The sequence below is a fragment of the Phocaeicola sp. GP0067 genome (assembly GCF_031119655.1).
Classification (GTDB): domain Bacteria; phylum Bacteroidota; class Bacteroidia; order Bacteroidales; family Bacteroidaceae; genus Phocaeicola; species Phocaeicola vulgatus.
In genome coordinates this window covers 132,301-155,869 of sequence record NZ_JAVHZY010000011.1, presented here as the reverse complement: position 1 = coordinate 155,869, position 23,569 = coordinate 132,301, and the positions used below count along the sequence as shown (strand labels likewise).

19 protein-coding genes and 1 tRNA gene are annotated in these 23,569 nt (G+C 40.3%); 6 read left to right on the top strand and 14 right to left on the bottom strand.

Going from position 1 to position 23,569, the window contains the following annotated elements; all coding sequences use genetic code 11:
• Positions 1-38: 38 nt before the first annotated feature.
• Positions 39-260, top strand: a complete 222-nt coding sequence (locus RE317_RS10935) for a hypothetical protein (protein WP_117616360.1) — start codon at positions 39-41, stop codon at positions 258-260.
• On the opposite strand, the gene RE317_RS10930 is transcribed toward RE317_RS10935, so the two are convergent.
• The 4 genes from RE317_RS10930 to RE317_RS10915 form a co-directional block, all read right to left on the bottom strand.
• On the bottom strand, positions 257-1,372 hold the full coding sequence (locus tag RE317_RS10930; protein ID WP_117873429.1) for a clostripain-related cysteine peptidase: 1,116 nt from the start codon (positions 1,370-1,372) through the stop codon (positions 257-259). The two genes, RE317_RS10935 and RE317_RS10930, sit on opposite strands and share 4 nt — an antisense overlap.
• Positions 1,373-1,460: 88 nt before the next feature.
• Positions 1,461-4,589 carry a PL29 family lyase N-terminal domain-containing protein gene (locus tag RE317_RS10925; protein WP_008666388.1) on the bottom strand — a complete coding sequence of 1,043 codons (3,129 nt, stop codon included), beginning with the start codon at positions 4,587-4,589 and terminating at the stop codon, positions 1,461-1,463.
• A 48-nt stretch (positions 4,590-4,637) separates the two neighbouring features.
• A complete protein-coding gene (locus tag RE317_RS10920) occupies positions 4,638-4,874 on the bottom strand; it encodes an AraC family transcriptional regulator (RefSeq protein ID WP_229532457.1) in 237 nt (78 codons plus the stop codon).
• A 116-nt stretch (positions 4,875-4,990) separates the two neighbouring features.
• The gene (locus tag RE317_RS10915; protein WP_005838741.1) at positions 4,991-6,109 is read right to left on the bottom strand and encodes a site-specific integrase; all 1,119 of its coding nucleotides are present in this window, start codon (positions 6,107-6,109) and stop codon (positions 4,991-4,993) included.
• A 126-nt stretch (positions 6,110-6,235) separates the two neighbouring features.
• Here RE317_RS10915 and ruvB point away from each other — a divergent pair, with 126 nt between their 5' ends.
• From ruvB to RE317_RS10895, 4 genes are read left to right on the top strand one after another with little or no spacing between them, the layout of a single operon-like run.
• The gene (gene ruvB, locus RE317_RS10910; RefSeq protein WP_005838742.1) at positions 6,236-7,264 is read left to right on the top strand and encodes a Holliday junction branch migration DNA helicase RuvB; all 1,029 of its coding nucleotides are present in this window, start codon (positions 6,236-6,238) and stop codon (positions 7,262-7,264) included.
• A 3-nt stretch (positions 7,265-7,267) separates the two neighbouring features.
• Entirely contained in the window at positions 7,268-8,713 is a 1,446-nt protein-coding gene (locus tag RE317_RS10905) for a lipopolysaccharide biosynthesis protein (protein ID WP_005838743.1), read from the top strand.
• 2 nt (positions 8,714-8,715) lie between these two features.
• Complete coding sequence (locus tag RE317_RS10900) at positions 8,716-10,080, top strand: TIGR00341 family protein (RefSeq protein WP_005838744.1); 1,365 nt, start codon at positions 8,716-8,718, stop codon at positions 10,078-10,080.
• A gap of 4 nt (positions 10,081-10,084) precedes the next feature.
• The gene (locus RE317_RS10895; RefSeq protein ID WP_008666373.1) at positions 10,085-12,211 is read left to right on the top strand and encodes a S46 family peptidase; all 2,127 of its coding nucleotides are present in this window, start codon (positions 10,085-10,087) and stop codon (positions 12,209-12,211) included.
• Between the two features lie 320 nt (positions 12,212-12,531).
• On the opposite strand, the gene RE317_RS10890 is transcribed toward RE317_RS10895, so the two are convergent.
• The 10 genes from RE317_RS10890 to RE317_RS10845 all read right to left on the bottom strand — a co-directional run bounded on the left by RE317_RS10890 (position 12,532) and on the right by RE317_RS10845 (position 22,747).
• A complete protein-coding gene (locus RE317_RS10890; protein ID WP_005838746.1) occupies positions 12,532-14,406 on the bottom strand; it encodes a DEAD/DEAH box helicase in 1,875 nt (624 codons plus the stop codon).
• Positions 14,407-14,667: 261 nt separating this feature from the next.
• Positions 14,668-14,880: a helix-turn-helix transcriptional regulator gene (locus RE317_RS10885; protein WP_007834480.1), complete on the bottom strand. Its 213-nt coding sequence runs from the start codon at positions 14,878-14,880 to the stop codon at positions 14,668-14,670.
• Between the two features lie 271 nt (positions 14,881-15,151).
• Positions 15,152-15,799 (bottom strand): DUF2975 domain-containing protein, encoded by a 648-nt coding sequence (locus RE317_RS10880; protein WP_005838748.1) that lies wholly within the window; start codon positions 15,797-15,799, stop codon positions 15,152-15,154.
• A gap of 16 nt (positions 15,800-15,815) precedes the next feature.
• Complete coding sequence (locus RE317_RS10875; protein ID WP_008666365.1) at positions 15,816-16,445, bottom strand: DUF2975 domain-containing protein; 630 nt, start codon at positions 16,443-16,445, stop codon at positions 15,816-15,818.
• 8 nt (positions 16,446-16,453) lie between these two features.
• Complete coding sequence (locus RE317_RS10870) at positions 16,454-17,284, bottom strand: CPBP family intramembrane glutamic endopeptidase (protein WP_008666364.1); 831 nt, start codon at positions 17,282-17,284, stop codon at positions 16,454-16,456.
• A gap of 172 nt (positions 17,285-17,456) precedes the next feature.
• Entirely contained in the window at positions 17,457-17,756 is a 300-nt protein-coding gene (locus RE317_RS10865; RefSeq protein WP_008666361.1) for a hypothetical protein, read from the bottom strand.
• Positions 17,756-18,175: a DUF3836 domain-containing protein gene (locus RE317_RS10860; protein ID WP_008666359.1), complete on the bottom strand. Its 420-nt coding sequence runs from the start codon at positions 18,173-18,175 to the stop codon at positions 17,756-17,758. The genes RE317_RS10865 and RE317_RS10860 overlap by 1 nt, the downstream gene beginning before the upstream one ends.
• A 379-nt stretch (positions 18,176-18,554) precedes the next feature.
• Complete coding sequence (locus tag RE317_RS10855) at positions 18,555-19,475, bottom strand: bifunctional riboflavin kinase/FAD synthetase (RefSeq protein WP_008666358.1); 921 nt, start codon at positions 19,473-19,475, stop codon at positions 18,555-18,557.
• Positions 19,475-20,089, bottom strand: a complete 615-nt coding sequence (locus tag RE317_RS10850) for an HAD family phosphatase (protein ID WP_008666357.1) — start codon at positions 20,087-20,089, stop codon at positions 19,475-19,477. Before RE317_RS10850 ends, RE317_RS10855 begins: the two co-directional genes overlap by 1 nt.
• 27 nt (positions 20,090-20,116) lie before the next feature.
• Positions 20,117-22,747 (bottom strand): calcium-translocating P-type ATPase, PMCA-type, encoded by a 2,631-nt coding sequence (locus RE317_RS10845; protein ID WP_008666355.1) that lies wholly within the window; start codon positions 22,745-22,747, stop codon positions 20,117-20,119.
• Between the two features lie 155 nt (positions 22,748-22,902).
• Here RE317_RS10845 and RE317_RS10840 point away from each other — a divergent pair.
• Positions 22,903-22,976 (top strand) — tRNA-Ile (locus tag RE317_RS10840).
• The last annotated feature ends 593 nt before the right edge of the window (positions 22,977-23,569 follow it).

Genomic DNA, 23,569 nt, shown 5'->3' with positions numbered 1-23,569 from the left:
CGGTTCTAGAATGAATGATAAAACAAAGATATTAGTAAATGACAAACAAAGCAAATAAAGGATTTGTTTTTTCTGCTTATGACAAGTTTTTCCGTTTCTTATTAATGGATAATCACCTGTTTCTGTCCATATATATTGGCATTCTGTCCTTTAAAGGATACTTTGAAAAGTATTTAGAATCTATCTATTCTGCAATAAGATATACTTCTTCTACTGAATTTGCTATATCATTGTTTGTCAGTGTTATACATATTATCTAATGTGTATTAATATCTTTATACCATTGTAGTTTTGTATATTCTTCATTCAAGTCATTAAGTTCTCTCTGCATGATAAAAGTGGTCATACCTGAAAAGGCGGTGATAGGGAATGTTCCTTCTTCCGTAGCATAAAAAGGAGTATTTCTTTTGTAAACCACACATTGGCTGATACACTCTTGAAGTGCATTGTATGTATTTTCATCTGATAATGATTGATAATATTGAGCGAAATCAAAAAAATAGAATGGGGCTTTTAAAACTCCATCATAATTTTGAAGGTTACCGACCGGGAGAAAAGAGCCGGATGTTTCTGTATTGATCTGTCGTATCAAATTCGCTAAATTTGATAATCCGGCAGTTTTTATTATGCTAATGGTAGCAGAACGTTTATCGCCTTCCATCAAATTCCAATAATGAAAATAATTTTCTGCAAATCTTTGCAAATCAGAATTTTCTTCAAGCAGACAGGAAATACTGCCGGCATAGATAGGAGTAAATCCCGGAGATACTACTGGGGCAGAGGAAGCCATGATATATGCTGCTTTATTTCTTAATTCATAAGCCACCTCAATACCTGCCATATTACATGCTTCAAAGATTATGAATTCAAATAAATGGTCCGGGAGGGCCATGGCAAAATCTGTTATTTCCATTTCATTGTCATTATCGATGATGATAGACCGCGAGCCATTAACCAATGTATGTGGAGGAAGCCAGCCACTGCCATGGGAAAACACGATTAGACCGTAGCTTTTAGCAGGATAAAGCCGAGTTACGTCGTTTATAACTCGTTTAAGCACTTGGGGGGAGGCTGAGTTTTCTTGGTCATAGGTATGTATGGTAATATAGCCTTTCTCACTTTTTCCATCAATTTCCATCAATCGTGGAGAGTCCTTAAATGGTGTATCCTGATACACTATTATATTTCCATCTGTCCCGTCTTCCCATCCATTTTTAATTTGAACAAGTTTGTCATAGGTTTCGGCATCAAGATTATTATCTCCTCCCAGATAAACCAATAGTGTCCGTGCAGGTAAAACAACAGGGGTGTCATTTTCTTTATGACAGCCACATACTAATAACAGAAAACAGACAGCATATATATACTTCATACACAATATAATTGGATAAACGATTATAAAAACTAAAAGAGGGGAACATTTTGCCCCCCTCTTTTTTTATAAACAATGAGCGTATTAATTACTTGTCATTGTGCTTCTTAACTTGGATTTGGATAGTTCCAACAGAATGTCCAAGACCTTTCTTCCAAGTATGGTCGCAGATACCGCCCCACTTGTGATTTACACAAACTTCTACATCAATAGTAAATGGTTGAGCAATATCTTCACCATTGTTGATCCATGTGATAGTCTGCTTAGCATTATCAAGTTTGATCTTCTTCATGTTTTCAGCATCCAGTTCACTTCCGTCAGCAAAGTATGCCTTAGAAACCTTGAAGTTAACAGTTGTATTAACATCGAATACATTATGGTCAACTACCAGTTTCTTTGACCAACCAGCTTGATCACCTGTCTGAACCAAAGTATTATTCTTAGCCATATCTTTGTGATCATAGATAACATGGTTGTTATTGAATTGTGCCTGAGCACCTTCAGACCACAGATAATCTGACAAGAAGAATGCATCCTTCAATGATACTGTATTTTCAGCTTCCTGATACTTGTCATACAAAGGACCTGCTTCGTAAGCGTGGAATACCATCGGAGTTACAAATGCAACTTCAAATTCATCGATAACCACTGTAGAACGTCCATTTTCAGGAGCAGGAGCACCAGTATAAGTAGTAGTATGATCTTTAGCCCAAGGAGTATTGTTTACCATATTGATAGTATCGCAAGAGAAGTTATTGTAATCTTCTTTAGCATACTTGTTATGAGCATTGGCTTCCTTGTTGCAAGTACCATACAATCCGTCAACATCTTCATTGAAGCTTACTACGGCACGCATTTTGATCTTCTTCAAATCCTTAGCGTCAGCAGCATTGATCCAAGCACGTCCTTCGTCTGTAGCCTCCAAAGCGATATACCACTTGTTGTCTTTACCTTGATACAAACGGATGCCGGAATTGTGACCGTCACCTATCTTAGATGCGTTATTATGCTGGTCAACCAATTCGAATGACAAGGTAGCTCTAGCCCAATCCTTATCATGAGTCTGACCCTTATAAGGATTATAGTTGATCAAATCGAATTCGTCATTCAATGCTGCAACCATTTCATAAGTTTTAGGATCATCAAAGTTATCGTATCTACCGTGAGCAATGAAGTAAGAATCATCTACCCAGTTCAACTTAGTCTTTTCAGGAGCAACTACATCCGGATACTTCACATTGATAGTATAAGTAACATGGATGTCAGATAATCCCTTATGATCAGCATTTGGCTTGTATGTACCCTTAACAGTGTAAACGTCGTGATCGTCATGACGAGAGAATGCTGTATTCTTCACTGTAACGAACAACTGATTGTATTCTTCAGGTTTAAAGTTCGGATCTAATGAATAGTCTGCATTATCTTTTCCATCCCATGCATATACAGCGTGTTGTTTAGCCTCATCTGCTGTTGCAAATTCAGGAACGAAATCATAAGTCTTACGGAATTCGTCTTTACTCAACTGTACATCTTTATGGTTGAATATCTTATCCATATCCATGTCAAGAACTTGATTGATATGTTTCAGAGTGACGTCTTTTGTTTCTGTAATATTAATTTCAGGAGCAACAACTGCATTGCGTACAATGTGAATCTTGATGATTGCTGTTTTAACTACATTACCATTGTCTTCACCCGGTGCTACCAGTTTCACACGAACAATAGGAGTTCTGTCTATAGCAGCTGTGTGGTTGGCATCTGTTTCTGCGCCCCAAATCGGGTCCGGAGTTTGTTTTACTGTAGCAACACCATCTTTGGTAACATCCAAATAACGTTTTGTCTGGTTAACGCCATCATAATAGAAGTCAACCGGTTCAAACACCAATGAATAGTCATCAAAACCATTCTCCATCAGAGGATACTGAGCGTCTTGGGCTCTACCCATACGTTTGTCAAAGAATGAAGTTACGATGTCCTTCAAATTTTTTGAATGTCCATCACCTGTATAGTTCAATTCTACAACAATACGTTCTGCATCATCTTTAGATTCAGCATCTCCTTTATATAACTGGTTTTCAGCATTGGCTTCGAACTTAGCTTTATCTGCTTGATAAGCCTTCAATTTAGCCTCTTCAGTACCGGTCGGATTCAAGGTGTTAAGATAATATTCATCTTTGATGAATTCTCTATAATTTACCTTGTTAGGAGCAATTGCATTTTTAATCTGAGCAGGAGCGTTAGTTTGGTCAAATGCATCAGCTACTTTAACCAAATGTACGTTTTTCTGCAAAATTACTTCATGCTTGGCGGGAACAAAATCAGAATGAACGATTTGGTCATTGTTCTTAATTCTCAATGAATATACTGTTCTTTCGTCCAGATTAGATTGTTCAGCAAAAGCCCAGTCCTTTACACGGAAGTTTAACATACCATGTCCTTCTTTATAAGATTCAACGGTAATTTTTCCATCAGTGTACAGTTTTTGTCCAGCGTTGAACAATTCCCAATTCTTGTTATTCGTATTGTAGTTCCATATTTCAGCAGTATCACGAACAAATCCTACCACTTCCATATCTTTGAATGATACGCTGTTAGGATTTACCTGATACTTCACGTCTGCCTTACCTGAGTAAACGATTTTAAATGTGCTAAAGTTATTTGTACCCCAATCTGCACCTGTAATCTCTGTTTTACCTGCCACACTATCAGTAACGATGGTAGGGAAATGGATTCTGGCAGCTTCACCTTCAGAAAGGAAAGTAGGGATAAACTTAACTCCGCTAACTACAGAAGTAGCTTTAGGCATACTGATAGTCTTTTTAGTGCCATCAGCATAAGTAATAACTAATTCATAAGCTGATTCACCTTCTTCTACTGATACTACATAATCATCAGCAGAAGTACCTGGAGTACCCGGAGTACCTGGTTTACCCGGTTCACCTTGTTCTCCTTTTGCACCATTGTATAATTTAATGGTCTCTCCATCACTGAATTTGATTTCATAACCACCATTACCATCAGTGAACGGAGTACAGCTTTCGACATATTTGCCTGAGCCTACTTTGTCTTCAAGGGCCTTGATTGCATCTTTCACATTGGATATTTCTTGATCCAAGCGGTCGATGTCGTCATCGTAATCCTTACAAGATACAAATGTTCCTGTTGAAGTGACCATAAGGGCTCCAAACAGGATTGCACTTAAAAATTTTTTGTTCATAATAGAAAAACTTTAAATTTATAAATTTAAAAACTCAAAATGTTATTGTTATAAAAGGACTTTAAATCTTTTTCTGTGTCCGGATGGTGCTTTATATAGGAACTGCAAGGGAGATGCGCCTACAATTTTATGAAATGCGGCATAAAAAACGCTTTGGGATGCAAAACCACACTTCCTAAAAAGAGAACTGGCTGAATACGTACCCTCTAGTAATAAGGACTTTGCATACTCAACACGATACTTGTTAAGGAGCTGCTTGAAATTGCATCCGAAGTAGTTGTTCACCGCATTACTCAGGTAGGTCGTATTCGTGCCGGATACTATATAGTAATACTAATTGTTTGAACACCAGTTATATGTGTGACAACTTTAATGATGTAAGGGCCGTTTCAGGTCCTTTTTTATTTATAATTGACAATAATATCCGGTAAACTATCTACTGCTTTTTGTTTGAGTTCATCTATGATATGAACATATTTTTCAGTGTGCCGGGTAGTAGAATGTCCTGCAAGGCTGGCGGCGGTCTTGATATTAGCTCCATTTGCCATAATGTTGGTGATAAATGAGTGCCGGGCACAGTGGAAGGTGATGTGCTTGTGTATATTAGCCCTTTTGACCCATTTGTTTAAAATTCTTAGTGTGTAAGAATAGGAGGGGAGCCCGAATACCAACTCCTCGTTAATGCCTTTATGTCTTTGCAGGAGCTTGATGGCAGTGTGGTTTAAGTTTAGATGCAAGATTGCGTTTTTGGAGTGTGACTGTACTTTCTGTTGTAGAATAGTAAGGCGGTTTGATGAGAAATCTATGTCTTTATATTGCAGTTGGTGCACATCACACCAGCGCAGCCCACAATAGCAAGAGAACAAGAATGCCCTTTTTACTTCGTTGTTGGGGCATGGAGTGATAGCAAGTTTCTGAATCTCTTTTAAGCTGAGGATTGCTTTGGTTACCTCATCAAACTGCATCAGGCGGATACCATCTGTAGGGTTAGAGGTCATTAACTTTTTTTCTATACATTTATTGATGCACATTCTGAATTTCTTGAAATATCCGATGGGAGTGTTACCTCGGAGATGATCCCTGAGATACTCAAGAAAATTTATACAAAAATCTTTTGTGAGAAGGGTTACAGGTAAGCTTTTCTTTCTTGTAAACAGTCGCAGATGGGTGATACATGCCCTGACCATTTTCTTGTCCTTTTTGTGATAGGTATCCAGGTATTGTCCTATCAGAATATAGAAATCGGGAACATTGCTTTTATCTGTTGGAAGTATATCATCGAATGTATTTTCTATATCGTTCAGATGATATTCAACAGATAAGAATTCTAGTTCCTTCTTTGCTCTTATCTGCCTGGCAATTAGTACCTTGTTTCTGTTTTCCGCTCTTCGCTCTGCACTGGTAGGAGCGTCCAGGATGATGCCCAAATACTCTTTGCGGCGCTTCCCGTTATAACTGTAATTCAAATAAAGCGAAACTCTTCCTTTGTTCAATTGTTTCTTTCCTAATGTAATTCCCATAATGAATAATAATTAATACAATAATAATGTTGAAAAGAAGGACCAGAGAGGGACTGAAAATGAATTCCTCCATCTTTCTTTCTATAATAATAATATCTTTTGTACCTTTGTGTCATAAACAAAAAAATGGAAGAAAATTTTGATATACGCGAGCAACAGCTCACAACTAAGGAACGCGATTTTGAGAATGCCTTACGTCCGCTGAATTTTGAAGATTTCAGCGGGCAGGATAAGGTAGTGGATAATCTGCGCATCTTTGTCAAGGCGGCGCGTCTGCGGGCCGAGGCGTTAGACCATGTTCTTTTGCACGGACCTCCCGGCTTGGGCAAGACGACCTTAAGTAATATCATTGCCAATGAACTGGGAGTAGGTTTTAAAGTGACCTCAGGACCGGTGCTGGATAAACCGGGTGATTTGGCGGGAGTACTGACCAGCCTGGAACCCAATGATGTGCTTTTTATTGATGAAATACATCGGTTGAGCCCTGTGGTAGAAGAATATCTGTATTCTGCCATGGAGGATTATCGTATCGATATAATGATAGACAAGGGACCTTCGGCGCGTAGTATCCAGTTGGAGTTGAGCCCGTTTACTTTGGTTGGAGCCACTACCCGGAGTGGGTTGCTGACTGCGCCTTTGCGTGCCCGTTTTGGAATTAATCTTCATTTGGAGTATTATGACGATGATGTATTGACAAGCATTATCCGTCGTTCAGCTACTATATTGAATGTGCCTTGTGACGTGAAAGCGGCGGGTGAGATTGCTTCGCGCAGCCGTGGAACGCCCCGTATTGCAAATGCGCTGTTGAGGCGCGTCCGTGATTTTGCCCAGGTGAAAGGTTCCGGAAGGATTGATGTGGAAATTGCCCGGTTTGCTTTAGAAGCCTTGAACATTGACAGGTATGGACTGGATGAGATAGATAACAAGATTTTATGTACTATTATAGATAAGTTTAAGGGAGGCCCTGTGGGGCTGACTACTATTGCAACCGCTTTGGGTGAAGACGCCGGAACAATAGAGGAGGTTTATGAACCTTTTTTGATTAAAGAAGGTTTCTTAAAACGTACTCCGCGTGGACGTGAGGTCACGGAACTGGCCTATATGCACCTGGGACGGAGCATTTATAATAGTCAGAAGACATTATTTGATGATTAAAAGATGGCAGGATTAAAAGCATTAGCCAAGGAAACAGCCATATATGGGATGAGTAGTATCATCGGGCGGTTCCTGAATTATTTGTTAGTACCGATATATACCAACGCTTTGCCTGTGGAATCGGGGGGCTATGGTATCATTACCAATATGTATGCTATAACTGCCTTGCTGATGGTGCTTTTAACATATGGTATGGAAACCGGATTTTTCCGGTTTGCCAATAAGGGGGTGGATGATCCGATGCGCGTCTATTCCACTACTTTGCTTTCGGTAGGGGCGACTGCGCTCTTGTTTTTAATCGTTTGTCTTTCTTTTCTGCATCCCATAGCAGGTTTCTTGGGATATGGAGAGCATCCGTGGTATATGGGGATGATGCTGATTGTAGTCGCAATGGACGCTTTCCAAGCTATTCCTTTTGCTTATTTGCGATATAAGAAACGCCCTGTTAAGTTCGCTGCATTGAAATTGTTGTTCATTTTTGCCAGCATTGCCTTGAATATCGCTTATTTTGTAGGTATGAAAGGAGAGAATGTCGGAGTGGCTTTTGCTATAAATCTGGCTTGTACTTCTTTGGTGATGCTGTGTATGTGGAAAGAATTGGTGGGCTTCAGATATGTGCTGGACAGGGAGTTGTTGCGGCGTATGCTGCATTATTCTTTCCCGATATTGATTCTGGGTATTGCCGGAATCTTAAATCAGGTAGCCGATAAAATTATTTTTCCGTTTGTTTATCCTGATAAGGCGGAGGCGACCATCCAGTTGGGTATTTATGGGGCTGCCAGTAAAATAGCTATGATAATGGCCATGCTGACACAGGCTTTCCGGTTTGCATACGAGCCGTTTGTTTTTAGTAAGAGTAAAGAAAAGGATAGTCGGGAAATGTATGCCAAAGCGATGAAGTTTTTCATTATCTTCACTTTGCTGGCCTTTTTGGCTGTTATGTTTTACCTTGATATATTACGTTATATTTTAGGACGTGATTATTGGGTAGGGCTTAAAGTTGTACCTATTGTCATGGCTGCCGAAATGTTTATGGGTATTTATTTCAATCTTTCTTTTTGGTATAAGCTGATTGATGAAACAAAATGGGGAGCTTATTTTTCATTGGTGGGATGCAGTATCATTATCCTGATAAATATTTTCCTTATTCCGGTGTTTGGCTATATGGCGTGTGCGTGGGCAGGTTTTGCCGGATATGGAGTAGCTATGCTTCTCTCTTATTTTGTAGGGCAGAAAAAATATCCTATTAATTATGATTTGAAAGCGATAGGTAACTATGTGGCGTTAGCGCTGGTACTTTACATTGTTTCAGTTTATCTTCCTATTCAAAATATATTCTTGTTGTTGGGTGTTCGTACATTACTGTTGTTATTGTTTGTGGCATATATTGTGAAAACGGACTTCCCCTTGCAGCAGATACCTGTTATAAACCGATACATAAAGAAATAGCTATGAGTGACCTGAAGAATGATTTGAAGAATGTGCCTTATATAAAGCAGTTCTTTGGTGAATATCTTGATTTGCGCAAGGATAAGGATAATGAAGCCTTGATTGTAGAAAGTATTCGTAACGGTGTTGAGTTCAAAGGAACTAATTTGTGGATTCTTATATTCGCAATTTTTATTGCTTCATTGGGCTTGAATGTGAATTCTACGGCAGTGATTATCGGTGCTATGTTGATATCTCCGCTGATGGGGCCGATTATGGGAGTGGGGCTGGCTATCGGACAGAATGATTTTGAACTGTTGAAACGTTCTCTGAAAAGTTATTTGGTGGCGACTGTATTTAGTGTGATTACATCCACGATTTATTTTTCGCTGACTCCGTTGGATGAAGTACAATCGGAGTTGCTGGCACGTACTTCTCCTACTATATATGATGTGCTTATAGCTTTATGCGGTGGCTTGGCCGGTATTATCGCCTTGTCTACAAAGGAGAAGGGGAATGTTATTCCGGGGGTAGCTATTGCTACGGCTTTGATGCCGCCTTTGTGTACTGCCGGATTCGGGCTTGCTACCGGAAATTTACTTTATTTTTTAGGTGCGTTCTATTTGTATTTTATCAATTCAGTATTTATCAGTCTGGCTACTTTTATCGGGGTGCGTGTCATGCATTTCCAACGTAAGGAGTTTGTGGATAAGGAGCGTGAGAAATTGGTAAAGAAATATATTATTTTTATTACTTTGGCTACGATGTGTCCTGCTGTTTATCTGACTTATGGCATTGTAAAAAGTACTATTTATGAAGCTTCTGCCAACAACTTTATCAACGAGGAGCTGAATTTTAATAATACCCAAGTAATAGACCGGAAGATTTCTTTCGAGAAGAAGGAAATACGTGTTGTGCTAATAGGCAATGAGGTTTCGGAAACAGAAATAGCAACCGCAAGGGATAACTTGAAACTTTTTAATCTGGCAGGAACCAAACTGGTTGTTCTTCAAGGAATGAATAATGATGCGATGGATATTGGCAGTATAAAGGCGCAAGTGATGGAGGACTTTTATAAGAATAGTGAGAAACGTTTGCTGGAGCAGCAGGAAAAGATTAAGTCTTTGGAAAACGAACTTAATGTATATGCCGCATACAATACCGTAGATAAAAAGATAATTCCCGAACTTAAAGTACTTTATCCTGCAGCAGAAGCTATAGCCATGGCGAAGACTGTGGAATTGCAGGTAGACTCAACCCAAACGGACACATTGACAATAGTCTTGATGAAATTCAGTAAAAAACCTGTAGGAAAAGAACAGGAAAAGATTTCCGAATGGTTGAAGGCACGTGTCGGGGCGAAAAAACTTAAATTAATTGTAGAATAAAACCATGAAAAAACTACTATTGCTGCTGTCTTTCCTGCCTTTATGTATATGGGGTAATGAGGGAATGTGGCTTCCTTGTTGCCTTAGCAAACAAACTCAACAAGTGATGAAAGAAATGGGATTGGAACTTTCATCTGAACAATTGTATAATCCCGGAGGAAAAGCATTGGCTAATGCTGTTGTTAGTTTTGGAGGTTTTTGCTCGGGGGTTGTTGTATCTCCGGATGGCTTGGTTTTTACTAACCACCATTGTGGGTATGATGCCATTCAGCAGCATAGTTCTGTGGAGCATGATTTTTTGCGAGATGGTTTTGTAGCCGACTCCTTAAGTAAGGAGCTTCCTAATCCGGATTTATTTGTCAGTTTTCTGATACGCACAGAGGATGTGACGGAGCGTGTGTTGCAAGCTATTCCAGTCGGAACAAAGGAAAATGACCGTGCGCTGATTGTGGATTCTATTTCCACATTGCTTGCTCAGGAAGCTGTGGCGAATGATACGTTGCTGCGTGCTGAGATAACTCCTTTTTATGGTGGTAATGAGTTTTATCTGTCTGTGTATAAAGATTATTATGATGTTCGTCTGGTGTTTGCTCCTCCCTCTTCTGTAGGCAAGTTTGGCGGGGATACAGATAATTGGGTATGGCCCCGCCATACCGGGGATTTCTCTGTTTTCCGTATTTATGCTGATCAGAATAATCAACCGGCAGCTTATTCTCCGGAGAATGTGCCTTATCATCCGGATTATTTTGCTCCTGTTTCTTTGGGCGGGTATGAACAAGGTTCATTTTGCATGACTATGGGATATCCCGGTTCTACCAGCAGGTATTTGTCTTCATTTGGGATAGACGAAAGGATTAATACGGATAATGCCGCTATGATTAATGTCCGTACCATCAAGCAGGCTATCTGGAAAAATGCAATGGAAAAAAGTGATGATATTCGCATTAAATATGCTTCCAAGTATGCACAAAGCTCTAACTATTGGAAGAATAGTATAGGCATGAATCAAGCGGTAAAAGAGTTGAAAGTGATAGAGAAAAAACAAGCTTTGGAGCGCCAGTTGCAAGAATGGATCCGTCGGGAACCTGATAAGCGAAGCAAATATGCAAGGGTTCTGACTGAACTGGAGCTGAATTATCGTAATCGTAGAAATGCGGCGCGGGCTATAGCATATTTTGGAGAAACATTTGCTAATGGACCGGAGTTGATTACGGCAGCCTTGGCTGTACTGAATTTTGATTTTGAGGCAGAGGAGAGTGATTTGGAGCGTAATATGCGGCAATTGTTGGAGATTTATGCCAATATGGATATAAGTGTGGATAAACAAGTCTTTGTGGCTATGTTGAAAGAATATGCGGCTGAGGTAGGCAAGGAGTTTTTACCTGATGTTTATCCATTGATAGAGAAAGATTTTAAAGGTGATTACCAAGCTTATGTAGATGATTTGTATGCTCGTTCCTCTTTAAAGACACCGCATGGGTTTGAACAGGTGGTGAAAGGGGATACTACTTATGTCTTGTTTGATGACCCTGCGGCTTCTTTTGCTATTGATATGTTGGTGAAATTTTATGAATTCAATCAGTCGGTGGAAGAAGCTAGTGTGAATATTGAGAAAAATGAACGTTTGTTGAATGAAGCAATGCGTGAGATGGAGGCAGATAGGGTGTTTTATCCGGATGCTAATTCTACTATGCGTCTGAGTTTTGGCATGGTGGGTGGTTACTCACCGAAAGATGCTATTGAATATTCTTATTTTACGACAACAAAAGGTATTTTTGACAAGATAAGGAAGTATAAGGGAGATAGTGATTTCGATGTGCTTCCTTCTGTAGTCGAATGCTTGAGAAGGAAGGATTTCGGACGTTATGCTACCGGAGATGGTAATATGAATGTTTGCTTTATTTCGGATAATGATATTACGGGAGGGAATTCCGGTAGTGGAATGTTTAATGGAAAAGGGGAATTAATAGGTCTTGCTTTTGACGGGAATTGGGAAGCAATGAGTGGAGATATTGTTTTTGAACCTAATTTGCAGCGTTGTATCGGGGTGGATATCCGCTATGTTCTTTACATGATTGAAAAATATGGGAAAGCTTCCCGTTTGGTCGATGAACTGAAATTGACAGACTAAAAGAAAAGTATGAAATGTCAGGAAGCTTGGGTATGTCAAAGTTCCGATAGTTTGTCATATAATCTTTCATCCGGAAAGATGGCAAAAAAACTGTTAATATTAATTCGATGTAAACAAGGATATTCGGCAAATCTTTTTTTGAATAATACGATAAATCCAACTGACTCATAATGAATCAGTTGGATTTATCGTATTATTTGCGGAATGTCCTTGAAATGACAGGTTGTTTCAATTCTGCCTGCTCCGCTATTATTCGAGAGAAGTGGATGTTATTTGCATATTTCTACTATGCCCAATTCTCTTTCATGAAGTTGGCTTCCTCATTTCTTGGATTTCTTTTTCTTATTGTTATCGCTGTTAAAGAATTGTTTCCAATCGTCTTTCGTTTTGGGACCGCGTTCTTCAATGTAGCCACGTTCCGCACGGCTGGGTCTTCCTTCTTTTGAGGTCGTTTTTTTATTGGACCTGTCACTTTTTTTGCCGAATGAAGCATTCCTTGCTGCACTGCTTCTGCGTTCGCCATTGTCGTTTTTGCCATTATTGTCACCGGCAACTTCTACTACAATTTTCCGGCCGCCATTCAGATTAACCTTGTTCAATGCTTTAATCACGTCCTGTGCCTGATTTTCTGCTACTTCGAAGAAAGAGAAATTCTGCATCAGGTCTATTCGTCCGATGGTAGTACGTTGCTTCTTCATGTTGCGGTTAATCAGTTCTATGATTTGGTTGGCATAGAAACCGTCTGTCTTTCCTACATTCAGGAATAGACGGGTGTATCCTTTTTCTGCTTTACGCTCTGTCTTTTCACGAGCACTGCCATGATCCTTGCGTTCTTTGGAGCCACGTTCGCTGCGACGGTCATTTGTGCTGGGAATTTCTATTTCCGGAGCGTTACTATAGTATTCCAAGAAGCGGTTAAATTCCATTGACACCACGCGCTTTATCAGATCTTCCTTTGAAAGCCATTCCAGTTTACGATAGATTCCGGGTAGGAAGGATTCAATTTCTTCATCGTTTACTTTTACCTTTTCTATGTCATCTATCAATTTAATCAATTGCTGCTCGCAAATTTGTTTACCACTGGGCATCTCACCCATGATAAATTTTTTGTTGATGATTCGTTCTATCTCACGCATCTTTCCTTTTTCGCGCAGGTTGATGATGGCAATAGAAATACCTGTTTTTCCGGCACGCCCTGTACGACCACTACGATGAGTATAGCTTTCTATATCATCGGGCAAGCCATAATTAATGACATGAGTAAGGTCATTTACATCTAGGCCACGGGCTGCTACGTCGGTAGCAACTAAAAGCTGTAAATGGCGTTGGCGGAATTTTTGCATCACTAAGTCGCGCTGGGCTTGTGAGAGCTCACCGTGCAAAGAGTCTGCGTTATAACCGTCTTGTATTAATTTATCTGCAATTTCCTGAGTTTCTTTACGGGTACGACAGAAAATGATGCCATAAATCTGTGGATAATAATCCGCGATACGTTTCAATGCGGCATATTTGTCTTTAGCGTGTACTAAATAGGCTATGTGATTGACGTTTTTACTGCCCTCATTTTTGGTACCGATAGTGATTTCTTTTGCGTCATGCAGATATTTTTTGGCGATGCGTGAGATTTCCGGACTCATGGTAGCCGAGAACATCAAGGTATTCCGGTCTTCAGGAACTTTTTCAAGGATAGCATTTATGCTATCAGTAAATCCCATATTCAGCATTTCATCGGCTTCGTCCATTACTACATCTGTAATCGTTTCTAGTTTGGCAACCTTTCTTTCTATTAGATCAATTAGTCGTCCGGGAGTAGCCACAATAATATGTACGCCTGTTTTCAACATGCGTATTTGGCTTTCGATGGATGAACCACCATATACGGGAAGGATTTTCAGCCCGTCAATGTACTTGGAGTAATCGTTCAGATCGCCTGCAATCTGCAAGCACAATTCGCGTGTGGGGCATAAAATTAGTGCTTGAGGTGCACGGTGCTTTACGTCAACTTTTTGGATAAGCGGCAGACCAAATGCGGCTGTTTTTCCAGTCCCTGTTTGTGCTAGGGCTACTACATCGTTGCCGTTTCCCAATAAATACGGTATTACTTCTTCTTGTACCGGCATGGGATTCTCATATCCCATTTCTTTAATCGCTTTTAGTATTTCCGGGGAAACGCCTAACTCTTCAAATGTCTTCATTTATTTTCAAATATCTAATTCGCTGCAAAGATACGGATAATCATGGGATTATATGGCGCTTATGCAATATTTGTTTTTATCAGTAGTGTATTTTTAGGGAATATTGGCTAAAGCGTGTCGGGAAGTGATAAGAAAATTTTAGGTATAAGGTGAAAATACTCTGCCGGTATGGCAATTGAAATGCTTTATCGGTCAGAGTATCCGGATTAAAGATATGAGAATTTTATGGTGTCAGAGTGTTTGTATATGTGGCTGTTTATATTATTCATCTTCTTCTCTATATTCTAAAATATCTCCGGGCTGGCAATCTAGTTCCCTGCAAATAGCCTCAAGGGTAGAGAAACGGATGGCTTTCGCTTTCCCGGTTTTCAATATGGAAAGGTTAGCAGGAGTCAGGTCTATCTTTTCGGCTAAATCTCCCAGCGAAATTTTTCGTTTCGCCATCATTACGTCTAAATTTACTATAATTGGCATAGATCAATTCATTTTGGGTTTATTCGGGTTCTCATCTACTGCGCGCCACCAAAGGGTGTGGCGTTGTGTCAGTTTATTAAAGGCATACAGACAGAAGCAAGTCCATCCAATGTTGATCGATATCCTTACTATTTTGTTGTCCAACGATGGATGTAACACAAGGAAATAGATGAATGAACTTACAAACAGAGTAGCTATCAGGCAAAGTATCAAATAAAAGATGCTTTTTCTTTTTGAGGGGAAAGTATTTTTTTCTTTCATGGCATTTTTCTTAAATGGTTAAATCCTGTTCTTCTTTCATTTTTGCCCCGATAGCAAATATCTCGGCAAAAAGAATGGGAATTATCACAGCTACCCAGTCGGGAGAATAACCGGCATAGCTGATGATTTTGTAGCCCGGCAGGCTGATTTGCTCAACTGCTGCGTTTCCTACAATCCATTCGTCAACAGCTATGAGGATTTCCAAGCTTGCACTGGTGTATGCAAACCAACGGAGGCGCCGTACATTGGCAGATGTAAATACTTCGCGGCGTGAGATGGAAATGAGCAACCGGATCAATGAGCAGAAACCGATGAGAAAAAGGAATATTCCGGGTATGGCAAGTCCCATGACAAGGATGTGCCAGGCCGATGGCTTGGCATACGTTTCTATTTCAGTCACTGTGTAGGGGAGTGTCCAGTCCACGCGGTTGTTGCTCAGTGAATCGACAGTAGTTTCAGGTAACGGCTCTACATTCAGTTTGACTGAGGTTGCATGATGGGGTATAATGTGGCGTCCAGGCTCATATATTTCCATTGCACTGTTATGTCCATCTTCAAATCCTTTCTTGAAATCTCTCCAATTTTCATCCAATCCTCCAAAGAAGTTTGCAATGATGGCTATAATGGCTATGACACCTAATATTCTGAACTTGTTCATAGTCTGCTTTGTTTTTTTAAATGGTTAAATCTTGTTCTTCTTTCAGTTTGATGGCCTGGGCATATATTTCGGCAAAAATGGCCAGCAATAGGGCTGACAGGAACATGCTCCAAGGAATCTGTACGCTTTCTACCTGGTATCCGGATAATTGGATGCTGTGGGTAGCTATGTCATAATTGATATATTGTGCCAGTGTTTTGATGATACTTGCTACAATGATGGTTGCACTAATGAGGCGTACCCGGAAAACATTACTGGGATTGAACAGGTCTTTTTTACGGATAGAAAGTATCAGTCTGATGAAACAATAAAGAGCGCCCAAGGTGATCAGACTAAAGGGTATGGCTATTATTCCCATAACTAGTTGAATAAGGGCGTCTTTGGGTGTATTTTCCTGTTCTATTTTTATACTTGTTATGTGATACTTCAGGAAGTTCCCTTTTTCTATGACACTGGGGATTGAATCATTCAATTCATTTCCTTCTGTAGGAACAACGTTCACATAAAACAAGGGTTGCAGTTTGTTTCCTATGTCACCGCGTGAGGCATCACTGGCGCCTTCCATACCTCCCAGGAATGCGTTGTACATACATCCGGCAAAGGCTATCAGCAGCAGGAAACATAGGATATTTAATTTTGTTTTCATTGTTATATTTATGCTTGTGTGTTAGTGACTTCAGAGGATGTTCCCGGCTGTGGCAAATGTTTGTTCAGATAGAAATACATGCCGACTAGGATGATTATGGCGGCTGCCAAAAGGATGTAAGTAGGTGTGGCGCCAATCATATCAACCGTTTTTTCATTCAACTCTTCTTGGGTTGATGTAGCCATGGCAATGGTAGCCAGGGAGTTATTTAGAAAATGCCCTATCATTCCCGGTATAATGCTTCCTGTGCGGTAATAAAGCCATCCGAATACCAATCCCAGACAGAAGGCGAAAGGTACTTGTGCCGGATTGACATGGATGAGACCGAAAATGAGTGCTGACAGGAGGATTGCCATACCGGGTCTTTTTCCGGTTTGCAGGAAATGCCCTTCAATGGCTCCACGGAACAGCAACTCTTCTACCAGAGGTGCCATGACGGCAATGGCGATGATGCCGAATACATTGCGGCTCATTCCTATGAATGTGTCTTCCACTAGGTTGGGCAGTTCTATGAATTCGCTGGCTACATTGCAGATGAACATGGCTGCTATAATGAAGGGAATACTCAATAAAATGGTTTTTGCAGGTACTTCAGTCCAGCTTGTCTTGTTGAATTGAACGTATTTAAAGTAGATCAGGTGCCAGATCATGGCTATTCCTGCCAGTACCATAACGAGTCCTGTCATAGAGGCTGTATTCTTACCTGCGGCATAAGCCAGATTATCATTTTCTGAAATTTCGTTCATCACTTTAATAATTCCCGCCGGAAGTCCTACCAGGAAGGTGAAAGCTAACTGATAAGCGAAGTAATAAAGTACTAATTTAATTGCGCGTCCCATAATAGAATGTTTATTGGTTTAAAATGGATTTGAATTAAGGGGTAGGACGGACTTCCGCATCCGTCCTGAGGGTATCTGTTTCTTTAAGTAAGCATCCTTGGGTTTCTCCTTGGTGCGATCAAAATCATGGTTGTTTTCATCTGGTTGTCTTTTAAATTTGGTTGATTTGTTTTTAGTTCATCAAGTGAGCAATGGCATGTTTGCATGGAACGTACCAATGGTTCATGAATAGGATAAGAAATGCTAAAATAAGGATAATTGCGCTTTTTTGTTGTGCTCTTTGGGCCAGTGGGGTGTTGACAGGAATCTTGCTCAGGACCAGTCTTCCCAAAGCTATTCCCAAAAGCATACCCAAGCCTAATCCTATTTGCGGATATAAAAATCCGACCATCATTCCTATGTACATTCCTATGGTTTGCCACAGGCTGGTCGCATTCTTATTTTTGGTTTGTGTTTCATTCAAAGTTTCCATTACTTTTTGTTTTGTGTGTCGGCCAACAAGTTTGCGTTGTTGCCTTCACGGTAAATACTTTCTTGTTTGTTATGGTTGAAAGTGCTCTCTTTGGCGTTCCATTCAGCGTAGTTGAGTTTGATTTCATAGACTCCGGGAGTTACGGTAAGCAGATAGGCCGGCTTCCACAGTTCCCGGTAAGCATCCCAGCGATAAGCTTTTTTCTCAATTACCTGACCATTTTCATCGTGTTTGTACTCATACTTCAGTTTGCGTGTCAATGTTTTGCCGTCTTCATTCAGTGTGTACACGGTTGTGTTTGTGTCATTCTGACCGTAGATGTACTTTGTGTTTCCTGTTTGTGCGTTTGCTGTTGTTGTACAACTCATCATTACTACTGCAATTGCTGCTAAAACTGATTTTAATACTGACTTTTTCATTTTTACTTCGTGTTTTAATGTTTGTGTTTATTCTTTCTTGTTTCTCGATATTCATTTATCGTTTATCGATATGCAAATGTATATCTTATTTTGATACTACAAAAGAAAAACGAAAAAAAATTATCGAAAAACGATAAAAATATATCTTTTTTCGTGCTTTATAGGATGGAAGTGTATGAAGAAACAGATTTTATGCAAGAAGTGACTGGTATCGGTGAATTAATTCTTCCGATAGCGTTTGCGTTCACTGGCAGGGGCGATTTTGTCTGCCCGAATTACATAGAATGAACTGTTTTCGAGCAGGCAAAACTGACTGTAAACGAAGATGTGTAGAAAGAGTAGTTTGAAAAGGGGAAGGCTGTACAATGCTCCCTTGTATTTAGAGAAGAATTTTGGCCGTTTTTTCCCGGTCTTTATGCATTTGGGCAATGAGTGCATCTATAGTGTCATATTTTTCTTCAGGGCGAAGATACTTTACGAACTCAATGCGCATTTCTTTGTGGTAGATATTCTCCGAAAAATTGAGGATGTTCACTTCAATACTTAAATTGTTGCCGTTATTGATAGTAGGGCGGTGTCCTATGTTCAACATTCCTGCCCATTTTTTTCCTTCCACATATACATATACTGCATAAACTCCTTCCGAGGGAATTAACTTGTCGCTACAATCCACTTGCAGGTTAGCTGTAGGGAATCCTATTTTTCTGCCTACTTTGTAGCCATCTACCACTGTTCCATCCAGATAGTAGTTATACCCCAGGAATTTGGCAGCCTGACTTACTTTACCTTCTTTTAATAGTTGGCGGATGACTGAAGAGCTGATTTTTCCCTCTTTGTCTGTGTAAGCTCGCGCGCGTACTATATATATGTTCAGTTCCTCACCATAACGGCAATAATCTTCAAAATTTTCACTGCGGTTGTGACCGAAACGATGGTCGTAGCCTATAACTAATGTATGGATATTGAACTTGTTACGTAGCAACTGCATAAACTCTCGAGCCGAAAACAGTGAAAGTTCCTGTGTAAAAGGGAGAAGAAAGCAGTAATCTACTTGCATCGTTTCCAATAATTCGAGTTTCTCTGTTGGTGAAGAAAGTAATTGCGGACGATAAGCGGTTTGTATCACTTGTCTGGGATGTACAGGAAAAGTGATCAATGCAGAATATAACCCATCCTTGGCAGCGACCTCTTTTACTTGATTAATAAGAAAGCGGTGTCCGCGATGCACTCCATCGAAGAAGCCGATAGTGGCAACTGAAGGAGGCAATGTTTGATGGTTTATATCTGATATTATTTTCATTATTCAAAAAGTGAACTTAAATCTTCTCCAATATGGTAATGATAGGACTGTATGCCAAGCGATATTGCTGCCTGGCAATTGATTGCCGAGTCATCTATAAAAAACGTTTCTTCGGGCAAGATGTTTGCTTCTTTCATCATTTGCTCATAAATGTCTTTTTCCGGTTTGGCCTTGTGCATTTCAAAAGACAGAAAAATATCTTCAAAAAAGTCATTTACACGGAATCCCCGATAACAGAACATTTGCTCACAGGCATAATCCCAATGTATCCGGTTGGTATTACTAAGCAGGTAAACCATATAATGTTCGCGTAACTTTAGCAATAAGTCCAGCTTTTCACGAGGAATATCAAGTAGCATCAGGTTCCACATATCATCAATTTCATGGTCGGACAGGGCTTCGCTGACCTCCTTACGAATGGCTTTCCGGAATTCTTCCGGGCTGATTTCACCCAATTCAAATTGGGAAAAGAAACCTTTTCCCCTGAACTGGCATGCCTGTTTCTCTATATCTCGAAATCCTGCTTTACGAAAAGCATTCAAGCAATTGTCAAAATCCAGATTTATTAATACTCCTCCTAAATCAAAAACGACATTTTTAATCTTACTGTCCATAACTCTTTATGTGCTTTATTCTCTTTCTTAGTCTTTTTTCTGTATTCGTTTTATCCAACGGTAGATTTCACCAATCCACAATACGAATGACGTTCCTGCGATAATATAAACCCAAGTCATGAAATTCATAGGTTCGGTACGGAACACTTTACCTCCGAACTCGACAATCAGAATTTGTCCGACTAAAATAATGATAGCCACACTTAGCATGCCTAATGCATGACGGGAATCCTTGAATACAGAATGGTTGGTTCCGAAAACACTGGCATTAAATAGATTCCAGAATTGCAGCATCACGAAGATCGTGAAGAATTGCGTCAAAGCTTGTCCTACTAAATCTGCTGGCATCTGTTTGATAATGACAATTAATGTCATCAGTATGGCAAGGAAGCAGAAGCCTACACCTAGTATATTTTTACGCATGGCTTTGGTGATGATGAAATCATCGGTCTTGCGTGGCTTTTCATTCATGACGTCTGCACTGGGGGGAATAGATGCTAAGGCCATGGCGGCAAAAGTGTCCATAATAAGATTTACCCAAAGCATTTGTGTTACGGTTAGTGGTAGTTCTGTACCAAAGAAAGCCCCTAATAAAACACTGGCTAATGCGACTACGTTGATAGTCAGCTGGAATACGATGAAACGCTGAATGTTTTTGTAAAGAGAGCGTCCCCACATTACTGCGGTAGCAATACTGTGGAACGAGTCATCCAATAGGGTTATGTCACTTGCTTCCTTGGCTACTGACGTACCGGTTCCCATAGAAAGACCTACTTGAGCGTGATTCAGTGCAGGAGCATCGTTTGTTCCGTCTCCGGTTACTGCTACTACGGCTCCTTTTTGCTGTAACAGTTGGACCAGACGTTGCTTGTCCATAGGACGCGCACGACTCATTACTTTCAAGTCAAGTACGCGGTCCAGAGCTTCTTCATCGCTTAATGCAGCAAACTCTACCCCTGTTATGCGGTTCCGGTCTGTATCTTCAGGTTTCCATAGCCCTATTTGGCGGGCAATTTCGGTAGCTGTTCCCGGAGTGTCGCCTGTAACAATTTTCACACCGATACCTGCCGACTGACATTTCTGTACGGCTTCCGGTACATCCGGACGAATAGGGTCGCTGATAGCTACGATACCTAGGAAAATCATATTCCCTTCATTGACTAGTTCGGCACAATCGTTACCGAAGTCTTCGGGGATAAATTTATAAGCTAATCCTAAAGTACGCATTGCCTTGTTCTGATAGGCCAGCAGATCGGCATTGTAATGAGCCTGTTCCTCGGAAGAGAGGTTGCATTTTCTCATCACAATTTCGGGAGCTCCTTTTATATAGAGTACCTTTTTCTGCTGGATAGGTGAATCTACTAATGTAGCCATATACTTACGTTCTGTAGAGAAAGTAAGTTGATTGATAACTTTTGCATTTTCACGTAATTCCAAATAGTTCTTGCCCTGTTCATTCAGCCAAAGCAATAAGGCTATTTCAGTAGGATTACCTACTCCGGATGGTTTCTTGTTTTCTCCTGTTTCTTCAAGGAAAGCTGTGGAGTTGGCACTGATCCCTTCAGCTATTAAATCTGCTTTGGTGGCATCAAGTTTCGCTTCATGTACCTGCATCAGGTTTTGTGTCAATGTACCTGTTTTGTCGGTGCAGATCACAGTAATGGCCCCCATTGTTTCACAAGCATGCATTTTACGTACCAGATTATTGGTTTTCAGCATACGGCGCATATTTAGTGCAAGACTTAAGGTGACACTCATCGGTAAGCCTTCAGGAACGGCTACTACAATTAAAGTGACAGCCATCATGAAATATTTCAATACAATGCGGGCTATTGCTATCCACCCATGCCAGTCTGTTATTTCATTTACGCTGAGGTAGGAGTAAAGGTCTTTAGCTGTGAAAACGATAAAGGTAAGTGTGGCAATAGTAAAACCTATTTTTCCGATGAAACCCGCCAATTTTGTCAATTGGATATTCAATGGAGTCTCTTCTTCACTTTGTTCGGTGGCCTGACGTGCTACCTTACCTATTTCGGTGGAATCACCCACACGTTCTACCTTCATTATTCCATGTCCGTCAACCACTGTGGTGCCACGCATCACTTCATTGCTGGGATAAGTGGCTTCTTCATCAAATAGTTCTTCATGGATGGTTTTATTGACCATTAATTCTCCTGTCAAGTTGGATTCATTCACTTGCAGGGAAATAGCTTCCAGCAAGATTCCGTCGGCAGGAATCTCCTCACCGGTATTCAGAACTACGATATCACCTACTACAATCTCCTTACGGGGAATTTCCCGTACTTTCCCATTTCTGATTACTGTAACTGGTGTTTCTTCGCCTACAGCGTTCAGTAAGTCAAACTTCTTATTCGCATCGTATTCAAAGTAGAATCCGATACCGGTTGCCAGAAAAATAGCAAAGAAAATGCCGATTGTTTCCGCATACTCATTTTCAATAATGGCAATCACTAAGGAAAAGAATGCTGCGACTAAAAGAATACGTATAACCGGGTCGCGGAACTTTTCCAGATAAAGTTTCCACATGGAAGGACGTTTGGGAGGTGTCAAGAGGTTATTCCCATACTTCTCTCTACTGATAAGGACTTCTTTGTCCGAAAGCCCTGTTAGGGCTGTTTCCTGTTTTTTTTGTGCCATACGGCTTAGCAAAATTAATTAATGGTGCACAAAAATACAATTTATATCCTTACGAATAAGGGAATTAAATCTTTTTATCAAAATTTGGGCGATAAATCTTGCAAGTTTCAAGGGAATATACTACTTTTGCACCTGCTAATAGGAAATTGTGGCACGGACTTGTAGCTCAGTTGGTTAGAGCAACAGACTCATAATCTGGAGGTCCCTGGTTCAAGCCCAGGCTGGTCCACTTTCAAAATCAAGGAGTTACGAATCTCGTAACTCCTTTTTTCTTGCCTTGCGTAAACAATGCGTAAACAAACTGTTTGAGTTGACCGTATTTTACACATAGAATTTCTATGATGCTCCATGCAATCCTGTAGCATCTTTACCCGAAGTTTTGTTAGTGTGACGACACTTTACAGTCAAATAAACTCAAATGTCTTCCATTTATATATTGATTTACAGAATAATGTTATAACTTTGCAAATGCAATGCATTTATGGCAAGCCATGATCAACGGGTGCTCTTTCCCCAAAAAGGAAAAGTGAGTTTGCCTAACCATCGTGGGAGGGTCATCCCATTCCGATGAATCGAAGCGTAGAGGGAGTATTAGTCGGAAGATACTCTATTTCAAACAATACGTGAGAGTTGCTTCAGGGGTTGAGACCGATTAGCAGAAGCCCGGTTACCAGTCAGCGACAGAAGACAACGAGATTGCACCGCTGCATATAACGACAATGTTTTTATCCGTCAAAGGATAGAGGCTCAGTGGTTATATGCAGCGTTTTGTATATGTACGCCTCACATTGCAAAGCGGCTGTATTCAGAGGTTATGTTGAA

Coding starts and splice junctions, on each gene's coding strand:
- RE317_RS10885 (WP_007834480.1), bottom strand. CDS start 14,880: ATGCCAATTATAGTAAATTTAGACGTAATGATGGCGAAACGAAAAATT.
- RE317_RS10895 (WP_008666373.1), top strand. CDS start 10,085: ATGAAAAAACTACTATTGCTGCTGTCTTTCCTGCCTTTATGTATATGG.
- RE317_RS10860 (WP_008666359.1), bottom strand. CDS start 18,175: ATGAAAAAGTCAGTATTAAAATCAGTTTTAGCAGCAATTGCAGTAGTA.
- RE317_RS10925 (WP_008666388.1), bottom strand. CDS start 4,589: ATGAACAAAAAATTTTTAAGTGCAATCCTGTTTGGAGCCCTTATGGTC.
- RE317_RS10845 (WP_008666355.1), bottom strand. CDS start 22,747: ATGGCACAAAAAAAACAGGAAACAGCCCTAACAGGGCTTTCGGACAAA.
- RE317_RS10870 (WP_008666364.1), bottom strand. CDS start 17,284: ATGGGACGCGCAATTAAATTAGTACTTTATTACTTCGCTTATCAGTTA.
- RE317_RS10905 (WP_005838743.1), top strand. CDS start 7,268: ATGGCAGGATTAAAAGCATTAGCCAAGGAAACAGCCATATATGGGATG.
- RE317_RS10850 (WP_008666357.1), bottom strand. CDS start 20,089: ATGGACAGTAAGATTAAAAATGTCGTTTTTGATTTAGGAGGAGTATTA.
- RE317_RS10875 (WP_008666365.1), bottom strand. CDS start 16,445: ATGAAAACAAAATTAAATATCCTATGTTTCCTGCTGCTGATAGCCTTT.
- RE317_RS10890 (WP_005838746.1), bottom strand. CDS start 14,406: ATGAAGACATTTGAAGAGTTAGGCGTTTCCCCGGAAATACTAAAAGCG.
- RE317_RS10930 (WP_117873429.1), bottom strand. CDS start 1,372: ATGAAGTATATATATGCTGTCTGTTTTCTGTTATTAGTATGTGGCTGT.
- RE317_RS10855 (WP_008666358.1), bottom strand. CDS start 19,475: ATGAAAATAATATCAGATATAAACCATCAAACATTGCCTCCTTCAGTT.
- ruvB (WP_005838742.1), top strand. CDS start 6,236: ATGGAAGAAAATTTTGATATACGCGAGCAACAGCTCACAACTAAGGAA.
- RE317_RS10865 (WP_008666361.1), bottom strand. CDS start 17,756: ATGGAAACTTTGAATGAAACACAAACCAAAAATAAGAATGCGACCAGC.
- RE317_RS10900 (WP_005838744.1), top strand. CDS start 8,716: ATGAGTGACCTGAAGAATGATTTGAAGAATGTGCCTTATATAAAGCAG.
- RE317_RS10880 (WP_005838748.1), bottom strand. CDS start 15,799: ATGAACAAGTTCAGAATATTAGGTGTCATAGCCATTATAGCCATCATT.
- RE317_RS10915 (WP_005838741.1), bottom strand. CDS start 6,109: ATGGGAATTACATTAGGAAAGAAACAATTGAACAAAGGAAGAGTTTCG.
- RE317_RS10935 (WP_117616360.1), top strand. CDS start 39: ATGACAAACAAAGCAAATAAAGGATTTGTTTTTTCTGCTTATGACAAG.